Here is a 19,047-nt window from a genome sequence, read left to right on the forward strand (position 1 = left end):
TACTGATAAGCAGCCATTTGTTCGTTTACAAGGCCCAAACCTTCTGACCCGGTTTCAAAGGGACGTCGCCCTGGAACCGGCCCGGAACGGGGAGGTAGGCCAGGGTTTGGGTGGCCCCGGCTTCCGAGGTAAAATAACCGACGATGGTGAGTTCGCGAAGGATGAGGAAAAAGGGCTTTTCGCGCTGGGTTAGCTGTTTGACAATCTCCTTTTGTTCCGGGATGCCGAGTTGTGAAAACGGTTTTTGGAAAGCCGCCTGACTCAGGGCGTCGGTTTGTTGCAGTCCCTGTAAAAACAAATCCTGCTGGGCTGGGGCCGTACAATGGCCAATGACATGTCCAATGAACTGATGAACTCCCGCGGCTTTCGCCCCGGGTGTATCCGTGGTTGGAAGGATGATGTCTGCCAGATCCGCCATGAGTTTTTGCTGGGCATCCGAAAAGATCAGGGGAACCCCGGCGGTGGGCTCGCCCCGGAGGGCGGCCTGAACCGGAAGTGATAAGGTGGCCCCTACCAGTAGAGCCAGTCGTTGCAAAGCCTCCCGGCGAGGCATGAAAGGAGTTGACATTACTTGGATCAATTTAATAGAGAGTTGGTAAAAAGCAAGATTGGAGCTACTATGGGGGGAAAGCGGGGAATGCTTCCGGTTTACTCACCGGGGTTCAAAAGAAGGGGGAAAGCGGATAGGGAATCCGGTTTACGGAGCCGTCAGGCCAGCGCTTGGGAGCAGTGCCGATGTCAGGGCTGCGGAACCATCAGCGGCAGCGCTACGGTAAAATAAGAACTGTCGGAGGTGACGATCGGGTCACTTTGGGCCAGCAGGCGGTATTTGGCTAGAATGTTGGAAAGCCCTACCTGGTTGGAAGCCACCCGCCCGGTTTTCCGCTGGAGGTTGTTTCGAACCACCAGCCGACCAACCTGTGTGGTTTTGATCTCGATCAACAGCGGTTTGCTGGCGTGAATCACATTGTGTTTGACGGCGTTTTCAACCAGCATCTGTAGCGTCAGCGGAGGAAGCTGGTAGGCAAGCAATGGCTCGGCGATCACTATTTCCAGTCGAATACCGGCACCATAGCGGGTTTTAAGCAAATGAAAATACGACTGGATGAAGGTCATTTCGGTTTCCAGGGTTGTCAGTTCGCCTTCGTTTGTCTGGAGCAGATACCGGTAGACTTTCGACATTTCATCGACAAACTCCTCCGCCCGGTCAGGTTCGTCGGCAATCAGCGACGACAGCGAATTGAGGCTGTTGAACAAAAAGTGCGGATTGACCTGACTTTTCAGGCTTTCGTACTGACTTTGCAGGTTGACTTTCTTCAATTGCTCCTTTTCCAACGTGTTCTCGCGCCATTTATTGAGCGAGTAAACGCTCTCATCAATACCGACCGACACCAGATTGGCCGCCAGATTGAGCAGCAGGATTTGCCCGGTGGCTTCCGGATTGTGATGATACCCAAACAAGTGGAACGTTTCATAGATGAAAATACCCCCCAGAACGAAGCAGGGTGTCACCAGCACAAACACCAGCAGCAAACGCCAGACCCGCTGCCAGGTCTGGCCCAGGTTCGGATACCGCTGAATCACCCACTGGGTCAACTGATCGAGGGTGAACAAACAGAGGCTGCCAATGGTCAGGTTCAGGAGGGTGGCCCACAGAAAAGTACCCAGGTGAGCGAGATAGCGATCACCTACCACCCAGTACGAAATAAGCGGGATGAACCACGGAAACAGCAGCAAAAAGTGCCACTGGCTCTGTTTCCGAAGACGCGGAAAATGACGAAACAAGCTGTAAATAAATGACTTCATAAACCGACCGTGTTCGCCTTAATCTACTGATTTTGAATGAGCGAAACCCGAAGATAGTGCGTAAATTGGTTGATTGGCTGTCTGAACTGCGAAAAAAGCGGGATGAATTGCGAAGGATTCCGTGGGCATCAGGGAGCGTTGTGGGGGGGCGTAAAACGCAGCAGGGGCAGGGATACTTCAAAATGCGTTCCGGTTTCTTCCACCCGGATCTCTTCCAGACCCAATTGCCGGTATTTAGCCATCAGGGTAGCCAGCCTGGCCTGCGAAAGATCCATTTTAACCGATTTTCGCTGGAGCGTATTCCGAACCAGCAGCCGCCCATTTGGGGTCATTTCGAGGTGGATCTTCAGCGGTTTCGTGACGCTCATGACGTTGTGTTTAATCGCGTTGTCGATCAAAAGCTGGAGCGTCAGCGGAGGAAGCTGGGTGTCGGGGAAAGTTGGATCGGTCGGCAGGGCGATGCGCAGGGCCGGGCCGTAGCGCGTTTGCAATAAGGCCGAATACTGTCCCATAAAGTCCAGTTCGGTTTGTAAACTGACCAGTTCGTGGGTGTTGGCCTGAAGCAGATACCGGTACACCTTCGAGAGTTGGTCGACAAATTGCTCAGCCTGTTTCTGGTCCTCCCCAATCAACGACGACAGCGAAGTAAGACTGTTGAAGAGAAAATGCGGATTGATTTTCATCTTCAGCGAGTCGAGCTGGTGTTGAAGGGTGGCCTGCCGAAGCAGCTCGTTTTCGGTCTGGTCGCGGTGCCACTGGTTGTAGGTATAAAAAACATTCAGCGCCACACAGAAACAGAGATCGAAAATGAGCCCCAAAATCAGAATGGGACGGATGGCATCCCACGTAAACGGGACATGCAGGAGGGGGAAGAGGCTGTAGATGAACACATCCAAAACCGCCAATCCGACGGTGATCAGGCCCACAACCGCCAGCATCACCAGGGTGCGGTGCGTGGCCCGGAGTACGTCGGGATACCGGCGAATGACCCCGCGAACGGCCAGCGTGAGGGTGATGACCGAAAACCAGTAGAGCCCGAAAACCACCGATGTTCCCAACAAAAAGACCCGCACATCGCTGAAATAGCGGGGGCCAACGAAATAATAATTGCCAACGGGAAACAACACCGGCATCATCAGGATGTGGTACCAAAGCTCCCAGCGGGAGAAAAAAGGTGTCAATCGGCGGGAAGACCTTGGAATCATTCGAAAAAGCCGTCGGGGCTACCGGTTTTGCTGATTTTCGCTTAAAGGTACGGTTTTTTACAGGATGCTTCAATTCGGAGAAAAAGCGAACGGCTTCCTGATTTGATCAGTATTCGACTGGAACGTTGACTTTTTTTTCAAATTTGGGGCATCTTTGCAGCAACCTTTTTTGCCACCAGCATTTTTTCATGACTTTCCAAACCCAGACTGCCATCGTAACGGGCGCAGGCATCGGCATCGGTTTTGCCATTGCCCGTCAGCTTGCCCGCCAGGGTGCCTCCGTTTTACTCAATGACCTCGATGAGGTAGCGGCTCAGCAGGCAGCCGATCGCATACAACAGGAAGGCGGCCGCTGTTTGGCCTATCCCGGCGATGCTTCCGACGTCGCCTTTATTCAGGGCATGGTCGATAAAGCGGTTGCTGAATTCGGCAAACTGACCATCGTCGTTGCCAATGCCGGCATTACCATCTTTGGTGATTTCTTCGATTACCAGCCCGAAGCCTTTCAAAAAGTGGTCGATCTGAACTTGCGGGGCAGTTTTTTCCTGACCCAACGGGCTGCCCGTCAGATGAAGAGCCAGAACGAAGGAGGCAGCATTTTGTTGATGTCGTCCGTCACGGGCCATCAGGCGCATCCGGGACTGGCTGCCTACAGCATGACCAAAGCTGCGCTGGAAATGCTGGCCAAAAACCTCGTGCTCGATCTTTCGCCCTGCGGCATCAACATCAATGCCGTGGCTCCGGGCGCCACCCAAACCGAGCGGACGCTCGATGATCCGACCTATGTGCCGATCTGGTCGCGGATTACGCCGATGGGACGACCCGCCACCGTCGACGATATTGCCAATGCCGCCTTGTTTCTCGTTTCACCCCAATCGCGTCACATCACGGGACAAAGCCTGGTGGTCGATGGTGGCTGGACGGCAGTGAGTCCGCCACCGGTTGAATGATCGCTTCGCCCCCTTCAGGGGTTGGGGCGAAGCGATCATTTATTTCCGGCCCAGGGTAATCAAGACCACACCCGATAAAATCACCAGGGCGGCCAGGATGGAATACGCGTTCAGGGTTTCGCCGGCGAAGGCCCAGCCCAGCAGCATGGCAACCACCGGATTGACGTAGGCATAGGTCGAAACCAGTTGGGGGGGGGCATTCCGGGCCAGCCACGCAAAGGACGAAAACCCGATGATGGAGCCGAAAATGATGAGGTAAATCAAAGATCCAATGGCTTTTACCGGCGCATGTCCGATGCTCGTCAGCGTGACGTTCTCTGTGATCATGCTGAGTAAAAACAACACCAGACCGCCTACCAGCATCTGGATGGCACTGGAAATCAGTTGTGAAGGAAGCGTAAGCCGGGAAGAAAGCAGCGTGCCGACCGCCCACGAAACATTCGCCACCATGATCAGTGCAACGCCTATCCAGGTATTACCCGTCGACGCCATTCCGGAACCGGAGGGCTGCACCAGCAGCGAAACCCCCATCAACCCGAGCACCAGACCCGCCAGCGATAAGTTGGTGGGTCGGATGTGGCCGAAACCCACCCAGTTGAACAGAATGATGAAGAGCGGGACCAGCGCGGCCAACAGCGCGGCAATGCTCGACGGCACGTATTGCAGCGCAACCGACATGCTGCCGTTGGCAATCGTGAGCAGCAAGACCCCGATGATTCCTGCCGACAGCCATTGCTTCGGAGCCGGAACGGGGGTGCCGGTAAGCCGGGCGTACAGAAATAAAATCAGCCCCGCCGTACTGAGCCGCAAAGATGCCATATACAGGGGCGGCATTTTCTCGGTCATGAAATGAACAAAAAGGTAGGTCGACCCCCACAAAACATACACGGAGATCAGGGCCATCCAAAGTGTCAGGCGCGGAGGCTGTACTTTATTAACGTAAACCGGATTCATCACTCACTTTTCTCTTGGTTGTTTTTACAACACCAAAGGAATAGAAATATTTCCAGAGATGAACCGCAAATTTTTTTAATGGAAGTGATTAATTTTAATAATAGTCAGAATGAAAACGGGATTAACGAATGGTTTAGTTGTCTCTTCCGGTTGTATACAGCGATAGAGGGGCTTTTTCGACGACCGTGAACTGGACGCTGTTGCTGAGGACCTGGCGGTACCGGTATATGTATAGAGTAAACATGGCGTTGAAGAGGGTTGGATCGTCAGTGGTTTTCAGACGCCGGAGCAATTCAGTTACGTAGACAGTATCGTTCATTTTTTCCTGGATTTAGAGAGAGAAATAGGGGCGTTTTAATCGTTTACGGCTGACTCAAACCAGTTCTTTAACGAGGGATGCTGTTGCAGCAAATCATCAAACGTATGATCTGTCTGTAAATTAACGGTTTTTAATGTATTGATGTGTGCGATAAATCGGCTTATGGAATCAACCGGTTCATTGGAAATGCGGTGCGTGGAAGGCGGCAAATCCTGAATCAGTCGGGCCAGGGTCATGACCAGAGTCGCTTTTAACCCTGCTAGTTTGGTCAATGCTTCTTCCGGGATCAGCAGGCGGTCGCTTTGGCTGAGTGCGTGGTTTAGAAAGTGATAATTGTGGTAGATTTCGTCAGCCGCCTGACCCCATTCGGGCAGTAGGTTGTTAAAATGAATCAGTGGATTAGGGCTTTGATAGGTACTCATTCAGTGGATGGAGTTTTGGTTGGTGACAAGTAACGAAGGACCGGGAATTCCTCTGTGCCGCTTCGTCACCCATTTAGATGTCACATCTCCCAAAAAGTAACACGCATTTCGGTCGCCTATTTAAATAAAATTCGGGAGCAACCCGTCATCCGGAAATAGTGTACTCAGTGTCTGGAAATTAGGACGCCCCGCCCAAAAGACAAATACGGTATTTCGTTCGGTCTACCACAAATTGACCATCGTTTTTGCCGGTCTGCTTCCTTTGGAAAACCGTTTAACCAAAGAATATTAAGTCCTGTCAACCGAAAACGCCGGAAGCTTGTGGCTTCCGGCGTTTTCAATTCGGACACTTGTATGAATTACAGGTCGGCGGCAGCCTTCCGGATTTCGTCTTTTGTCTTACCGGTTTTTTGCTGGAGTTTGCCCCACATTTCGTCTTCCTTGCCTTCTGCATACGTCAGATCGTCGTCGGTCAAATCGCCGTAGGCTTGTTTGATCTTGCCTTTCAACTCATTCCATCCGCCTTTAAGGGTTGTCTCGTTCATGATTGATAATCGTTATAACGTGAGTGATCTAGTAAATGATTCTTCCGAATCATAGGGTATAAACCGGCGACAAGCGGAAAATGTTTGAGATTTTGGACCAAAAAAAGCCGCACCATCACCGGAATTGTTAGTTTACGCGGGTCCAGGTTTGGGTTTTGCCCAGCAGGGATATTCCGACATACCCCCGCACGTCGAGCGTATTGGGGTTTTTTAGCGTCATTTTGCAACTGTACTCTTTGCCGTCTTCGGGGTTGTAGATATGACCATCTTCCCAGACCTTGCCGCCATCGTGTACAAAGCCCTGCATCACATCCAGCCCCATGAGTGGCCGGGAACGCAGCGTGGCCTGGCTGTTTTTCAGGTCGGTTTTAGGCTTTCCGGTCGAGGGGTTGTTGGGCTCCCGCAGCCACACCAGCTTCCCGTAGTACTGGTTGCCTTTTTTGTAAATCTGGATCTGCCCCTGTTTGGTGCCGTTGAGCCAGGTACCTACCACCGCATCCGGATGAAACTGGGGCGTGTATGCGGTTAGCGAGTGGGCGAGCAGAAGAAGGGGAACGAGAAAAAAAAGCGACTTCATTCGATTTTTAAGATGTTGATGGAAACGTTGACCAGTGTACTGATTAAAACGTAAAAATAATTAAAAATGTGTGTTACCGGATTACGCTGGTTTGCGGAATTACACTGATTTTTGCAGGACAGAATCCGGCGGCAGCCTCTGCGTTCCGGCCGGATTTTGCATCCAAACTTGCCAAAAAGGTCATCAGTGACCACCACGCTATGATCAAACTTGATCCAACCAGAACTTACCCGCACGAAACGGAATCGCGCACCATTGTCCGTTTTCAGGATTGTGACCCGTTGCAGCACCTCAACAACGCGAAGTATTTCGACTACTATTTCAACGCACGCGAAGACCAGGTTGCTACCCAGTATAACTTCAGCCCGGCGCAGTTGTTTCGTGAATACAAGACGAGTTGGGTGGTTTACCAGCACCAGATTGCTTACGTCCGTCCGGCTATGGTCAATGAATGGCTTCGGATCGTATCCCGCATCATTTACGTCAGCGACGATACGATTGTCACGGAGTATTACATGACCGACGATTCCGGCCGGCAGTTGAAGAATGTGCTTTGGATGACCTCAAAGTATGTCAGCGTTGTAACGGGCCGTCGAATTCCCCACGATCCCGACGTCATGGCGTTTCTCGCGGCCATCTGTGTGCGCGACGTCGATTTCCACAACCTGAATTTCAACGACCGGATCCGGCAGATCAAGGAAGAACTGGTGCAGGACAAAATAGAAGGCGAGAGCGGAGGAGATTAGCGGGATACCCGGATGATAACGACTTTATCATTTGCGCCATCCGGCACGGCCATCCGACCGTTTATGACGGTTTCCGATTTGAGTTTCTGTCCCGTTACCACATCCAGCCACTCGGCCTGGTAGGTGCCTTTTTTCAAATTCAGGTTCAGGTCATGCGGTTGTACGGCCATCGGTTCGTAATACAGAACCCACTCCGTTTTCCCGTTGCCCAGCACCTGCGTCAGCGCACCCGGGGCCGAAGCCACCAGACCGGGAGCGGGTTTGTAGGTCACAAAATTTAGCTTTTCAAAAAAGTCTTTCATCACTTTGAATTGTGACCGCAAGGCCGGACTGCCTCCGCCGGGAGCTTTATACGACGTGTCCTGACCGGTTTCGGCACCGACGGAATACGAGTAATCCAGGTGGTTGAATAAACCGCCCCCGGCCATCAAAAACCGCCAGGCCTGCCGACGATACGTGGCGTCTTCACGACCGGCAAAACCGGTTTCGTTAAATCCGATCACGCGGTTCAAATGGTAATTTTCCGTGACGGCTTCGGGCAGGGCGTAGTGAAACGTGAAAATCGAAATGTTGGAATCAGCGTTGGCAATCGGATAGTGGAAATTGCTGACATCCTGCGAAATCAGATGCCGGTTTGGTAGTCGGCTTTCCTCGTCTTTGATCCAGCGGGCCACCTGCCGGTGCCAGTCGTTCGAGCGTTGCGAAACCACCTGCAGGGTTGAACGCCAGTCTTTTTCGGGGCCGTATTCGTTGCGTTTCAGAACAATGTCCGTCTGATCGGCCCAGGGTTCGTTCTGAATCTCGAAATAGCAATTCTCGAAACCGTTCAGTTCCCGGATAATTTTCCTGACATATTTTTCCTGATGCGCCAGCAAATTTCCATTCTCCAGCGTATTGACCAACCGGGATGAGATGCTGTCGGTTTTATTGATGTTATTCTTTGGATTCAGCGCACTGTATTTCCAGCCATCGCTATAATGCGCCGAAAACAGATTCACTTCCACAATTACGCCCCGCTGGCGGGCCTGGGTCATAAAGTCCTTCAAGCGGTTGAAATAAGCAACATCCCACTGGTTGAGGTCAAACTTGTTTCCGCCCAGCGTATAACCGGGTTCGCTGCTCCGTCGCCACGGCAAGATCAACCGGCCTTCGGCGGCTGCCAGGGTGTTTTTCTGGATGCCAAAGTCACCCAGTTTCTCGATGTAAGCCCCCGTAAAAAGCCGGGTGGTGTTCATGCCGTCGGCGGCTGTAGCTTGCAAATACCGGGCATAATCGAAGTCGAGGTTGATCACCGAACCGTAGTGTTCTCCCGAACCGACCATCAGAATCGGCTTGTTCCGGTATTGAAAATAATGCGGATTCTGCGGATGCAACCGGAAGGGTCCGGAGGTTTGCGCCCAGGACCACGCGGTAGAAAATACCAGGAACCCTGCCCAAAAAAAACCGGGTTTTCTAGTCTGTTTCCACATAGTTCATGTCCTTTTTGAAGGTTTCCTCCATAAAGTACAGCGCAATAAACGCCAGGGTTGCCGTCAATAATCCGACCCCAAGTGCACTATTCAGCGTTCCGACCTGGCCTTTTCCGTAAACAAACAGCGACGTTAACGGTATCACCGCTCCCCGCACAAAGTTGGGAACCGTCGTAGCCACTGTAGCCCGCAGGTTGGTTCCGAAAAGCTCGGCGGCAATGGTCACGAACAGCGCCCAATAGCCGTTGGCAACGCCAAGGAAAACACAAACCAGGTAGAAAACCGAGAGGTCTTTCATGGGAGCCAGCAGGTAGACCAGCACGAAAACCAGCGAAAGGGCAATGAAACTGCCGATGACTTTTTTGCGGCTTTTGAAATATTGACTCAACAATCCACTGGCAATGTCGCCAAAAACCTGACCGGTGAAGGTCAGCATGACGGCTTTTCCGGCCACCACCGGTTCGGTCAACCCCATCGCCTGACCAAATTCCGGCGAAAACGTCACCAGAATCCCGACGACAAACCAGATGGGCAAACCGACCAGAATGCACTGAATATACTTCAGAAACCGCTCCCGGTTGTTGAACAGCATCATCAAATCACCGCGCTTCACCTGACGCTCTTTCACCACTTCAAAAATCTTGGATTCGAATACGTTCATCCGCAGCACCAGCAGCATCAAACCGAGACCGCCCCCCACGAAATACGAGATCCGCCAGGCAAACAAATCGGCCACGAAATAGGCCATGATAGCGCCCAGAACGCCCATGGTAGCCACAATCGTGGTTCCATACCCGCGAATCTGCTTCGGTAACACTTCGGTTACCAGCGTGACACCCGCTCCCAATTCACCGGCCAGGCCCACGCCAGCCACAAACCGCAGAGCCGCGTACATGGGCAGACTGTCGACAAATCCGTTGGCAATGTTCGCGAGCGAATAAATCAGAATCGACCCGAAGAGCACGGAAAGCCGCCCCCGTTTGTCGCCCAGAATGCCCCAGAAAACACCGCCCAGCAGCATCCCGGCCATTTGCCAGTTCAACAGCATGATGCCGTCGGGAAGTAGCCGGTCGTCAGGCACACCGATGGCTTTCAGGCTCGGAACCCGCACGACGCTAAACAGAAACAGGTCGTACATATCCACCAGATAACCCAGCGCGGCCACCAGCACCGGAATTTGAAGCAATTGTTTACTCAGGCTTTGTTGGGGTTTCGGTTGCTCAATCATTTTTTCGGTTTCAGTTTTATCGTTATCGGTTTACGGTTTTTAGTTTGGCGTGGCTGAAGCATTCAAAATGCGCGCGTCAGCCACCCTAAACTAAAAACCGTAAACCGATAAACCGTAAATTATACTTGCTTCGGAAGCGCGAAGGGCGCGCGGTATTGACGGCTCAGGTGCGAATTGGCTTCCGAGTCGCCGATGAATTCTTCTTTCTTCGGATCAAATTTCAGGGTGCGACCCAGGCGGTAGGCAATGTTACCGATGTGGGCCAGTCCCGACGCCAAATGGGCGGTTTCAACCGGGCCGTTCAGTTTCGATTTGTCCCGCGCCCGAACCGCTTCGATGAAGTTCAGGTAGTGGTCGCCCCCGGCATGACCCGCCGGTCCGGGCGTCCGCTCTTTGCCCAGAAACGTTTTGTAATCGTTGTAGCCGTTGATGACCATATAGCCTTTGTCGCCGTAAAAGAGGTTGCCGACTTCCACGCCGTCTTCCCGGTTGGTCATCCACGGACGCACTTCAAACTGAATCACTTTGCCTTGCGAGGGGTAATTATAGGTGGATGTCAGCAATTCCGGTGTTTCCTTGCAGTCTTTCCAGAGGTATTTGCCGCCCGCCGACGTCACCTCTTCCGGAAAACCGACGTCCAGCCCCCACATGGCCAAATCCGTTTCGTGGATGCCCTGGTTGCCAATGTCGCCATTGCCGTAGTCCCAGAACCAGTGCCAGTTGTAGTGAACGTAGTTTTTGGAGAACTCGCGCGCTTTGGCCGGTCCCTGCCACAAATCCCAGTTCAAACCCGCCGGAACAGCGCTGGGCCCCTGATTGCCAATGTCAGGACGCCATTTGTAGACCAATCCGCGCGCCATGTACACTTTCCCGATCAGACCGTCGCGGAGGTGTTTGATGGCTTCCTGAATGGCGGTCGAACTGCGCAATTGCACGCCGTGCTGCACAATCCGGTTGTATTTGGACGCAGCTTCCACCAGTTTTTTGCCTTCGCGCAGGTTGTGCGTACCCGGTTTTTCGACATACACATCTTTTCCGGCCTGACACGCCCAGATGGCCGCCAGTGCGTGCCAGTGGTTGGGTGTGGCAATGCTGACGGCATCGATGTTTTTGTCGTCATACACTTTTCGCAAATCCTGTTCGGTTTTCACCTTTCGGGAGTACGTTTTCTCAAAATCAGCCGCGCGCTGGGCCGAAACCACGTTATCGACGTCGCAGAGCGTGACGACCTCGACGTTCGGCAGTTTGGAGAAATTGGAAATGTGGTCTTTCCCGCGTCCGTTGACGCCGATGACGGCGACCCGGATGCGGTCGTTGGCACCAAAGGCATGGGCCGGAATCAGGGTCGGCAATCCCATTACGGCGAGGGAGCCGGTGGCAGCGGTTTTGAGGAAAGTCCTCCGGGAGTCGGATTGGTTTTTCATGAATCAAGCGGTTTAGGAAAATGAGTTATTTCGCAGACGGGGCCGCCCGGCGGTTGAGCGGAGTAAAAAGAGTTAAGCAGAGAAAGAGAGAAAAACTCTGCTTAACTCTGCGAAACAACTCTTTCTTTTACAGTCTTGGCAAGGTCAGGCCGCCGTCGACCATGATGACTTGCCCGGTTGAATACGGAAAGTCACCACGGGCCAAAGCAGCCACCGCCCGGCCCACATCGTCAGGAAAACCCCAGCGTTTCTGGACCGTCAGCCCTTCATCGATTAGTTTGTCGTATTTCCCGACGACCCCCGCCGTCATGTCGGTACGGATGATGCCCGGTCGTACTTCAAAAACCGGGATGTCGTATTCACCCAGTCGGGCAGCAAACAATTGCGTGGCCATGCTGAGTCCGGCTTTGGCAATGCAATATTCTCCACGGTTCACCGAAATAACCGTCGAGGAGATCGAGGAAATCGTTATTATACACCCCGTAAAGTCCGTTTGATCAGCCTTTTGCGCAATCATCCAGTTGGCCGCAGCCTGGGTCAGAAAGTAGGCCCCCTGCAAATTGGTCGACAACACGTATTCGAAACTTTCCTCCGTTGCCTCCAGAATATCCCGGCGTTCCTTCGGCGCCACCCCCGCGTTATTTACTAATACGTTCAACCGACCAAAACGGGCCTTGATTTGTTCCAGCATGCGGACGCGGTCTTCTTTCGACGCAATATCACCCTGGCAATAAATCACTTCAGCGCCCAATTCCTGAAGACCAGTCAGGGCCTCTGCAACCGCTTCTTCGGGCCGTACGCCATTGATGGCCAGATCGAAACCGGCTTTCGCCAGGTGTTCTGCAATCCCGTATCCAATTCCCCGGCTTCCGCCCGTTATAAATGCTACTTTCTTCATTTTATGTTGGATGGGAACGCGGACTGGGCGGATTGAACGGATCAACACTGATTTTTATGAAATTTTATCTGTGGAAATCCGTTCAATCCGCCCAATCCGTGTTCCTATTAAAGTTCCGGAATGTCGACCCAGCAGCGTTTTTCCCAGCTTTCGATGCCTTTTTCGGCCAGTTGCACGCCCTTGGCTCCTTCCCGCAAGTCCCACGGAAATGGATCATCCTTCACGACGTGTTTCAAAAACAGCTCCCACTGCACCTTAAAGGCATTTTCGGCCACTTCCTGCTCCGGTACTTTGGCCCAGCCTTCAAAAAACTTGATCGGCTGCTCGATGTCGGGGTTCCAGACCGGTTTGGGTGTGTTGCCATAATGCTGAATGTAACACTCCCGCAAACCCGCCACCGCCGATCCTTTGGTGCCGTCTACATGCAAGGTCAGCAAATCATCGCGACGAACGCGGGTGGTCCACGAAGAGTTGAACTGAGCGATGACGCCCCCTTCGAGTTCAAAGGTTGCATAGGCGGCATCGTCGGCGGTACAGACATACGGTTTGCCCTGCTCGTCGATGCGCTCCGGAATGTGGGTTGCACCCAGACAAGATACGGCTTTTACTTTACCAAATACGTTGTCAAGCACATAGCGCCAGTGGCACAACATATCAACAATGATCCCGCCATCGTCTTCCTTGCGGTAATTCCACGAGGGCCGTTGCGCCGGAATGGAGTGCCCTTCAAACACCCAATAGCCAAATTCACCCCGAACCGACAGGATTTTTCCGAAGAAATCGTTCTGCATCAGGCGTTTCAGTTTCAACAAACCGGGTAACCACAATTTGTCCTGCACGACGCCGTTTTTCAGCCCGGCGGCTTTGCAGAGTTCATACAGTTCCAGGGCCACTTCGGTGCTGACGGCGGTCGGTTTTTCACAGTAGACGTGCTTTCCGGCGGCCACGGCTTTGCGAACGCCCTCCGCCCGGCGACCCGTCGTCTGGGCATCGAAATAAATGATGTTATGGGGATCGGCGAGGGCTTCATCGACGTTGGTCGTCATTTTCTGCACCCCCGATTGCTGGCACAATTTCTCCAGTTTATTGACGTCCCGACCCACCAGAATGGGGTCCGGCATAATGACTTCGTCCGGTCCAACCTTCACGCCCCCCTGTTTGATGATGGCAACTATGGAACGCATCAGGTGTTGATTGGTACCCATCCGGCCGGTTACGCCGTTCATGATAATACCGACTTTGTGTTCTTTCACTTTTAAATAAATGGCTAAAAGATGGTTGAATGGTTAAGCGGTTATTTACGAATGATACAAATACCCGTGTTTGATTTTTTCCAGGAATTCCGCCTGATCTTCCGCCCAATACCGGTTTGAGAAGATCTCGACTTCATTGAAACCCGAAAAACCGGCAGCTTCGACCCACGACCGGATCTGGCGGATGTTGATGCAGCCTTCGCCCATCAGTCCGCGGTCGTTGAGTAGATCGAGCGTTGGGGTTTTCCAGTCACAAATGTGGAAAGCATACAAATGCCCGTTTTTACCGCATCGCGCGATTTCCCGTTCCAGATCGGGGTCCCACCACAAATGATAGACATCGACGGCGATACCAACGTAGGGTGAATTCAGTTCCTCGGCCATGTCATTAGCCTGTCCTAAGGTGTTGACAGCCGAGCGGTTATCGGCATACATCGGATGTAAAGGTTCAATCGCCAGCCGGACGCCATTGGCTTCGGCATGGGGCAGCAGTGCGGCAATACCGTCCCGGATTTGTTTGCGGGATTCCGTCAAGGACTGACCTGGTGCGGCACCGCACACCAGTACGACGTGGGGGGCACCCAGTTCGGCGGCTTCGTCGATCGCCCGGCGATTGTCGTCCAGGGCGGTTTGTCGGCCAGCGGCTTCGAGGTGCGGAAAAAAACCGCCCCGGCAGAGAGAAACCACCGACAGGTTATGATCCCGCAGCAATTGGCTGGTTTCCCGAATGTTGCGATTGGCCAGCGCATCCCGCCAGACTGAAATTCCGCCAATCCCCGATCGGGAATAGTGCTTTGCGGCTTCCTCAATGGCCCACGGGCGGGTGGTGATGGTGTGAATGCACAGTTTTGAAAAATCCTGGAATGCCGGTTCCCCAGGCGTCGACTCCGCTAGTGGTGTTGTGCTCATCACAGGGCTCCGAAAAAGGTGTAATACGGTTCGTTGTTTACCACCCGTTGCAGGTATAAGGCGACTTCGCGGGCGTGGTAATCCCCCCACATGCTCGACTCGCCGTAGGGAATTTTGCTCCCTGCCGGAACATGATCCCAGCCGTTGGGCCGGTGGTAGATCGAGTGCAGAATCAGTCCCTGGTGGTTAGGGTCCGTGCTGAGATACGGTTCCTTAAACAGCGAATCTAACACCGTTAATCCCGCCTGCCAGTACCGTGAGCCGTTTTCGGTTTCGCCCCGTTCGGTCAGGTAGTTGCCCAGACGCAGCAATCCCTGCGCCCCAATGGCGGCTGCCGAACTGTCTACCGGCTCAAAATCATTGTAGGGATCGGAGGGCCGGTCGAGGTAATTACCCATTTGCGACAAACCGGGTGCGCCGGTATCCCAGTATGGAATGCCGTCGATCGGCGTGTGTTCGATGTAAAAGTCGCAGGTGGCGCGGGCGGCTTTGAGCAGATACGCTTCCACCACCTGCCGTCCACCGAACGGTTCCAGATCAACGTCTTCGAGTGTGTTCAGGTATTCCAGTTGTTCGGCAAAACCGCACATGGCCCAAGCCAGGCCGCGCGTCCAGGTCGTAAAACCGGTGTAGCCCTGCTGGGAGTTGGGGCAACGGAAATTGCCGTCTTTGGTATTGAAAACGCTTTCGTGCGCCGTGCGGCCCCAGAGATCGTAGATGTCACGTCCTTCGCCGTAAAAAACCGAGTACTCGGCTGTTGCTTTCATGTGTTCCAACCCCCGCTCGAGCAGATTGATTTTTACATCGCCTTCCCCCTGAAAAACGTGACCAAGGCTGTGGCTTAGCACGACGGCCCGGCAGGAACGGATCGTATCGACAAAAAGCGAATGTGGTCCGTTGAAGGAGTGAATGAATCCACCGGTTTTGACGGTCGTCCAGCGGCTGGCCTGCACGGCTCCCGAAATTTTGAGGGCTAGTTCGTAAAAATTCTTTTCCCACTCGTCGAATTCTACTTTGCCTTCCCGCATCAGCCGCAGCAGGTTGCCGTAGGTGCTCACGTTGTTGAAACCGTGGTCGTGAACGCCAATGTGGCTGATGTGGGGGGCCATGACGCCGAGCGTTTTTTGCCGCCCCGTTTCCAGAAAATGCGGGTCGCCGGTGGCGTCGAACTGGAGGATGGAGGAGCCAAACTGGAAGCCCTGCGTCCACTCGGTCCAGCCGCGGGTGGTGTAGTGTCCCTGCACCGTAAAAACCGGTGACCCTTTGGCGGTATCGTAATGGGAATCGATCAGGTTGATTTTTTGGGCGGATAAATCCCAGAACTGCTTGAGTCGGGTTGTGAAGTCGGCCGGTTGAAGGCCGTAGTTGATTTGAATCATTGGTCGATACTGGAAACGGAAGGAAATCCATTGAACTACCAGTAAAAGACAGGATGGGCCGGGAATTACCGGTTTGGGTGGAAATAAGTTGAAACAAGGCCCCTGAAAAAACAGACCGACGGGTGTGGGTCTACTTTTTCAGGGGCCTTCTGGTGACTGATCCGCTTTCCTTTTCTACTCTTCCTGCTTTTTCGGAGCGGTTTTCGATTTCGCCGGCTTGGCCGTTTTCACGGATTTTGCTTTGGGATCATTCTTCGTTTTGATATGAATCACGGTTCCTTCTGTCGTTGACCAGGTGGTGACTTCATCCCCTTCTGCCGGTGCGGGCGGAACAGGCGGCTCCGGGGCCACTGGTGGGGGAGCCATGGCTGCCGGTGGAATGGGTGGGACTGGGGCCATGGCTGCTGCTGGCAGATCGGGGGCGTCAGCGGCAGCCGGTGGAGCCGGTGGATTGGGCGCTTTTGGCATGTCTTCCGGACGGTTGTAGCGTTTGCCGTTGTACCAATACTGCCCTTTTACACCCGCCGGTTTGGGCATCCGGGCAGGACGGGGGGGCGCAGCGGGAACCGGCGCAATGGCTGGCACTGAATCCAGGCGGTGCGCTCTTTCCTGCAACCGGAGCACTTCAATGGCATGAAAACTCGCTTTTTCGGCCATGCCCGCTATTTTCGCCGAAAAAGTCCCCATTGAATCGGTGAAGAGCCGCAACTGCCCATCAGTCAATGACTGGAGCTTCGCCATCTGCTGGTTTACCTTTTCCATTTCCTGATCGGTCAGTTGCTCCAGTTTGGTTTGCAGTTCTATTTGCTTCTCAAGCTGGATCATGGGCAGGTGAATTTTCTCCATTTCGCGCCCCAGCCTCTCCACCTGTTCCAGGTGGTGATCAAGTTCTGTTTCCAGCCGGATGCGCATCACAGGGTCAACCGCATCCGTATCGACTGAAAAAGAAAGCGGTTCCGGTTTTTCAACGACCTTGATGCTGATTTCTTCCGGAACCGACCGTTGAACGTTCGTGTCTGAATGCCAGTCGTTGAACGCCTTGGCGTCGCCTTGCAGACGGCTGGTGGTTGCCGGACGATCGACACGCTGGCCCGTTACCAAACCGGCGAGCAACACCAGGCAACCCGCTGCCAGCAACCCGTTCGGTTTGGACGACGGTTGTTCACTCACGCCGATGACCCGTTTTACGCGCTGAACAAAGGATGGCCTGCGGGCACCAAAAGCCATTGCCAGCGTGGGCGTCGAAGCAAACGCCTGCCGACGTTCTTCGATCTGAACCAGCGCCTGTGCCAGACTGGCGCGCTCGCCCCGCAACTGAATGGCCACATCGTCGCAGCAATGCTCTCGCTCTTCCCGAACCCGGGCCGAGAGCCACCAGATGGCAGGGTGAAAAAACAACACAATCTCGACCGCCGACTGCACCAGATTGACCAGGTAGTCATACCGCCGGATGTGCGCCAGTTCGTGGACCAGCACGGCTTCGACCTGCCGGGGAGACAAACCGGCCAGCAAACCGACGGGAATTAGAATGACCGGTTTTAGCCAGCCAATGGTCATCGGCACCGCTATTTCCGCCGACTCCACCAGCCGGACGGCCTTCATGATGCCAAGCTGATCGGCCACCTTCTGCACATACGTCTGCCAGGCTTCCGGTGCCGGACTGTTATTCCTCCGCGTCAATCGCTGAACGAACACCCAGCCGCCCAACAACCGCACCATCAGCAAAACCGCACCCAAAAACCAGACCGACACCAGCAGGGACAAATGCGGATGAAGCCAGCTCATCAGCTGACCCGACCAATCGCTGGTGAACGACAAATCCTGAACGATGGCGGTTTGACGGTCGCCCTGGATCGACAGGGTGGTTCGGACGGGTTCGTAACCCAGCCAGAAGGTTGCCACAAATGCCAGGAGTTGCAGGAACAGCGTTCCGATGCCGATGCCGTAGCGCACCGAGGCCGGGCGGTTTTGGGTCAGTCGCAATGCCAGCGCGGCCGCAGCCACGAGCAGCGTTCCCTGCCAGAGTGTATGCACCAAAGCCCAGCCCAGCGCATTCGTAAAGGGTTCTGAAAACACGTTAAAGTTGTTCATCGGGTTCGTTGTTTTCGGGATTCAGTTGGTTGATCAGTTTTTGCAATTCTTCGAGTTCCCGGGGCGTTGCCTTGCTGTTGCCCAGCACCTGCATTACAAGTTTCATGGCCGAACCCCGAAAAGCCGTATCGACAAACCGGTCGAGCAGGTGTTGCTGCGTTTCTTCTTCCCCGATCAAAGCCTGATAAACGTGGTAACGGCCTTCTTCGGTGCGGCTCAGGAGTCCTTTTTCGTGCATGATCTGCATCAGTTTGAGGGTCGTCGTATACCCGATGTCGCGCGTTTGGCTCAGGTGTTCGTTCACCTGCCGCACGGTGCTGGGGCCTTTTTCCCAAAGCACCTGCAGGATTTCCAGTTCAGATTCGGTTGGTTTCATGGTTTTTTGTTTACTGTTCGAAACGGTAGTTTGCGCGGTTGTCGACAACGAATTTAAACCTACGAACTATTTCGTAACAAAGATATACGAATCGTTTCGTAGAAGTCAAGTTTTTGATACGAAAGTTTTCGTAATAAATGTTAAAACCGTTTTTCATCCGCGTTATTTATCCCATAGGGATTGAACAGCGCAGCGTCGGTAGAAAATGGGGTTATTTTTGACGCCAGCGTGCCGATAGGTACGCGACAATTCGCATTAAACTGGCGGTGGGTCGCGTACCTATCGGCACGCTGGACGAAGATTCCTGGCTTCGTGCTACCGACGCTGCGCTGTTGAGCCCCTAACGGGGCAGGTCGACGGGCTGCGAGAACGGTGGCATGAAAACCGTGCGCTGGATTATCATAAACATTTATTGAATCACCCGACTCGGCTGTCCAGTTTTGTACAGAACGCTGTCCGTTTCTGGACAGCGTTCAATCTGTTTTCCATTATATAA

General features: G+C 53.5%; 19 protein-coding genes. 2 read left to right on the top strand and 17 right to left on the bottom strand.

The features are described 5' to 3' along the window. Nucleotides 1–25: 25 nt before the first annotated feature. The 3 genes from FH871_RS11465 to FH871_RS11475 all read right to left on the bottom strand — a co-directional run bounded on the left by FH871_RS11465 (nucleotide 26) and on the right by FH871_RS11475 (nucleotide 3,011). Nucleotides 26–568, bottom strand: coding sequence for a gluconate 2-dehydrogenase subunit 3 family protein (locus FH871_RS11465; RefSeq protein WP_229317220.1), 543 nt, complete (start codon nucleotides 566–568; stop codon nucleotides 26–28). Nucleotides 569–738: 170 nt separating this feature from the next. Next, nucleotides 739–1,806: a sensor histidine kinase gene (locus FH871_RS11470; protein WP_138991581.1), complete on the bottom strand. Its 1,068-nt coding sequence runs from the start codon at nucleotides 1,804–1,806 to the stop codon at nucleotides 739–741. A gap of 128 nt (nucleotides 1,807–1,934) precedes the next feature. Further along, a complete protein-coding gene (locus FH871_RS11475; RefSeq protein WP_229317221.1) occupies nucleotides 1,935–3,011 on the bottom strand; it encodes a sensor histidine kinase in 1,077 nt (358 codons plus the stop codon). A 188-nt stretch (nucleotides 3,012–3,199) separates the two neighbouring features. Between FH871_RS11475 and FH871_RS11480 the strand changes: the two genes are divergently transcribed. Next, nucleotides 3,200–3,961, top strand: coding sequence for an SDR family NAD(P)-dependent oxidoreductase (locus tag FH871_RS11480; protein ID WP_138991582.1), 762 nt, complete (start codon nucleotides 3,200–3,202; stop codon nucleotides 3,959–3,961). A 39-nt stretch (nucleotides 3,962–4,000) separates the two neighbouring features. On the opposite strand, the gene FH871_RS11485 is transcribed toward FH871_RS11480, so the two are convergent. The 5 genes from FH871_RS11485 to FH871_RS11505 all read right to left on the bottom strand — a co-directional run bounded on the left by FH871_RS11485 (nucleotide 4,001) and on the right by FH871_RS11505 (nucleotide 6,778). Next, a complete protein-coding gene (locus tag FH871_RS11485) occupies nucleotides 4,001–4,915 on the bottom strand; it encodes an EamA family transporter (RefSeq protein WP_138991583.1) in 915 nt (304 codons plus the stop codon). Between the two features lie 133 nt (nucleotides 4,916–5,048). After that, nucleotides 5,049–5,234, bottom strand: a complete 186-nt coding sequence (locus FH871_RS11490) for a hypothetical protein (protein ID WP_138991584.1) — start codon at nucleotides 5,232–5,234, stop codon at nucleotides 5,049–5,051. Between the two features lie 35 nt (nucleotides 5,235–5,269). Continuing rightward, the gene (locus FH871_RS11495) at nucleotides 5,270–5,656 is read right to left on the bottom strand and encodes a hypothetical protein (RefSeq protein ID WP_138991585.1); all 387 of its coding nucleotides are present in this window, start codon (nucleotides 5,654–5,656) and stop codon (nucleotides 5,270–5,272) included. Nucleotides 5,657–6,015: 359 nt separating this feature from the next. Next, nucleotides 6,016–6,201, bottom strand: coding sequence for a CsbD family protein (locus FH871_RS11500; RefSeq protein WP_114408876.1), 186 nt, complete (start codon nucleotides 6,199–6,201; stop codon nucleotides 6,016–6,018). A gap of 127 nt (nucleotides 6,202–6,328) precedes the next feature. Further along, nucleotides 6,329–6,778, bottom strand: a complete 450-nt coding sequence (locus FH871_RS11505) for a DUF2147 domain-containing protein (protein WP_138991586.1) — start codon at nucleotides 6,776–6,778, stop codon at nucleotides 6,329–6,331. 200 nt (nucleotides 6,779–6,978) lie between these two features. On the opposite strand from FH871_RS11505, the gene FH871_RS11510 reads away from it, so the two are divergent. Beyond that, nucleotides 6,979–7,524: an acyl-CoA thioesterase gene (locus FH871_RS11510; protein ID WP_138991587.1), complete on the top strand. Its 546-nt coding sequence runs from the start codon at nucleotides 6,979–6,981 to the stop codon at nucleotides 7,522–7,524. On the opposite strand, the gene FH871_RS11515 is transcribed toward FH871_RS11510, so the two are convergent. From FH871_RS11515 to FH871_RS11555, 9 genes are all read right to left on the bottom strand, one after another. After that, nucleotides 7,521–8,993, bottom strand: coding sequence for a hypothetical protein (locus FH871_RS11515; RefSeq protein ID WP_229317222.1), 1,473 nt, complete (start codon nucleotides 8,991–8,993; stop codon nucleotides 7,521–7,523). The two genes, FH871_RS11510 and FH871_RS11515, sit on opposite strands and share 4 nt — an antisense overlap. Beyond that, complete coding sequence (locus FH871_RS11520) at nucleotides 8,977–10,221, bottom strand: MFS transporter (protein WP_138991588.1); 1,245 nt, start codon at nucleotides 10,219–10,221, stop codon at nucleotides 8,977–8,979. The genes FH871_RS11515 and FH871_RS11520 overlap by 17 nt, the downstream gene beginning before the upstream one ends. A gap of 119 nt (nucleotides 10,222–10,340) precedes the next feature. Next, the gene (locus tag FH871_RS11525) at nucleotides 10,341–11,645 is read right to left on the bottom strand and encodes a Gfo/Idh/MocA family protein (protein WP_138991589.1); all 1,305 of its coding nucleotides are present in this window, start codon (nucleotides 11,643–11,645) and stop codon (nucleotides 10,341–10,343) included. A 127-nt stretch (nucleotides 11,646–11,772) separates the two neighbouring features. Further along, nucleotides 11,773–12,543, bottom strand: a complete 771-nt coding sequence (locus tag FH871_RS11530) for a 3-ketoacyl-ACP reductase (protein ID WP_138991590.1) — start codon at nucleotides 12,541–12,543, stop codon at nucleotides 11,773–11,775. Between the two features lie 107 nt (nucleotides 12,544–12,650). Next, a complete protein-coding gene (locus FH871_RS11535) occupies nucleotides 12,651–13,796 on the bottom strand; it encodes a Gfo/Idh/MocA family protein (RefSeq protein WP_171062824.1) in 1,146 nt (381 codons plus the stop codon). A gap of 45 nt (nucleotides 13,797–13,841) precedes the next feature. Continuing rightward, nucleotides 13,842–14,705, bottom strand: a complete 864-nt coding sequence (locus tag FH871_RS11540) for a sugar phosphate isomerase/epimerase (protein WP_138991591.1) — start codon at nucleotides 14,703–14,705, stop codon at nucleotides 13,842–13,844. Beyond that, entirely contained in the window at nucleotides 14,705–16,084 is a 1,380-nt protein-coding gene (locus tag FH871_RS11545) for a glycoside hydrolase family 88 protein (RefSeq protein ID WP_138991592.1), read from the bottom strand. Before FH871_RS11545 ends, FH871_RS11540 begins: the two co-directional genes overlap by 1 nt. A 174-nt stretch (nucleotides 16,085–16,258) precedes the next feature. Beyond that, complete coding sequence (locus tag FH871_RS11550) at nucleotides 16,259–18,175, bottom strand: M56 family metallopeptidase (RefSeq protein WP_138991593.1); 1,917 nt, start codon at nucleotides 18,173–18,175, stop codon at nucleotides 16,259–16,261. Further along, a complete protein-coding gene (locus FH871_RS11555) occupies nucleotides 18,162–18,551 on the bottom strand; it encodes a BlaI/MecI/CopY family transcriptional regulator (protein ID WP_138991594.1) in 390 nt (129 codons plus the stop codon). Before FH871_RS11555 ends, FH871_RS11550 begins: the two co-directional genes overlap by 14 nt. Nucleotides 18,552–19,047: the final 496 nt, after the last annotated feature.

The sequence above is a fragment of the Larkinella sp. C7 genome, assembly GCF_006149005.1.
Classification (GTDB): Bacteria; Bacteroidota; Bacteroidia; order Cytophagales; family Spirosomataceae; genus Larkinella.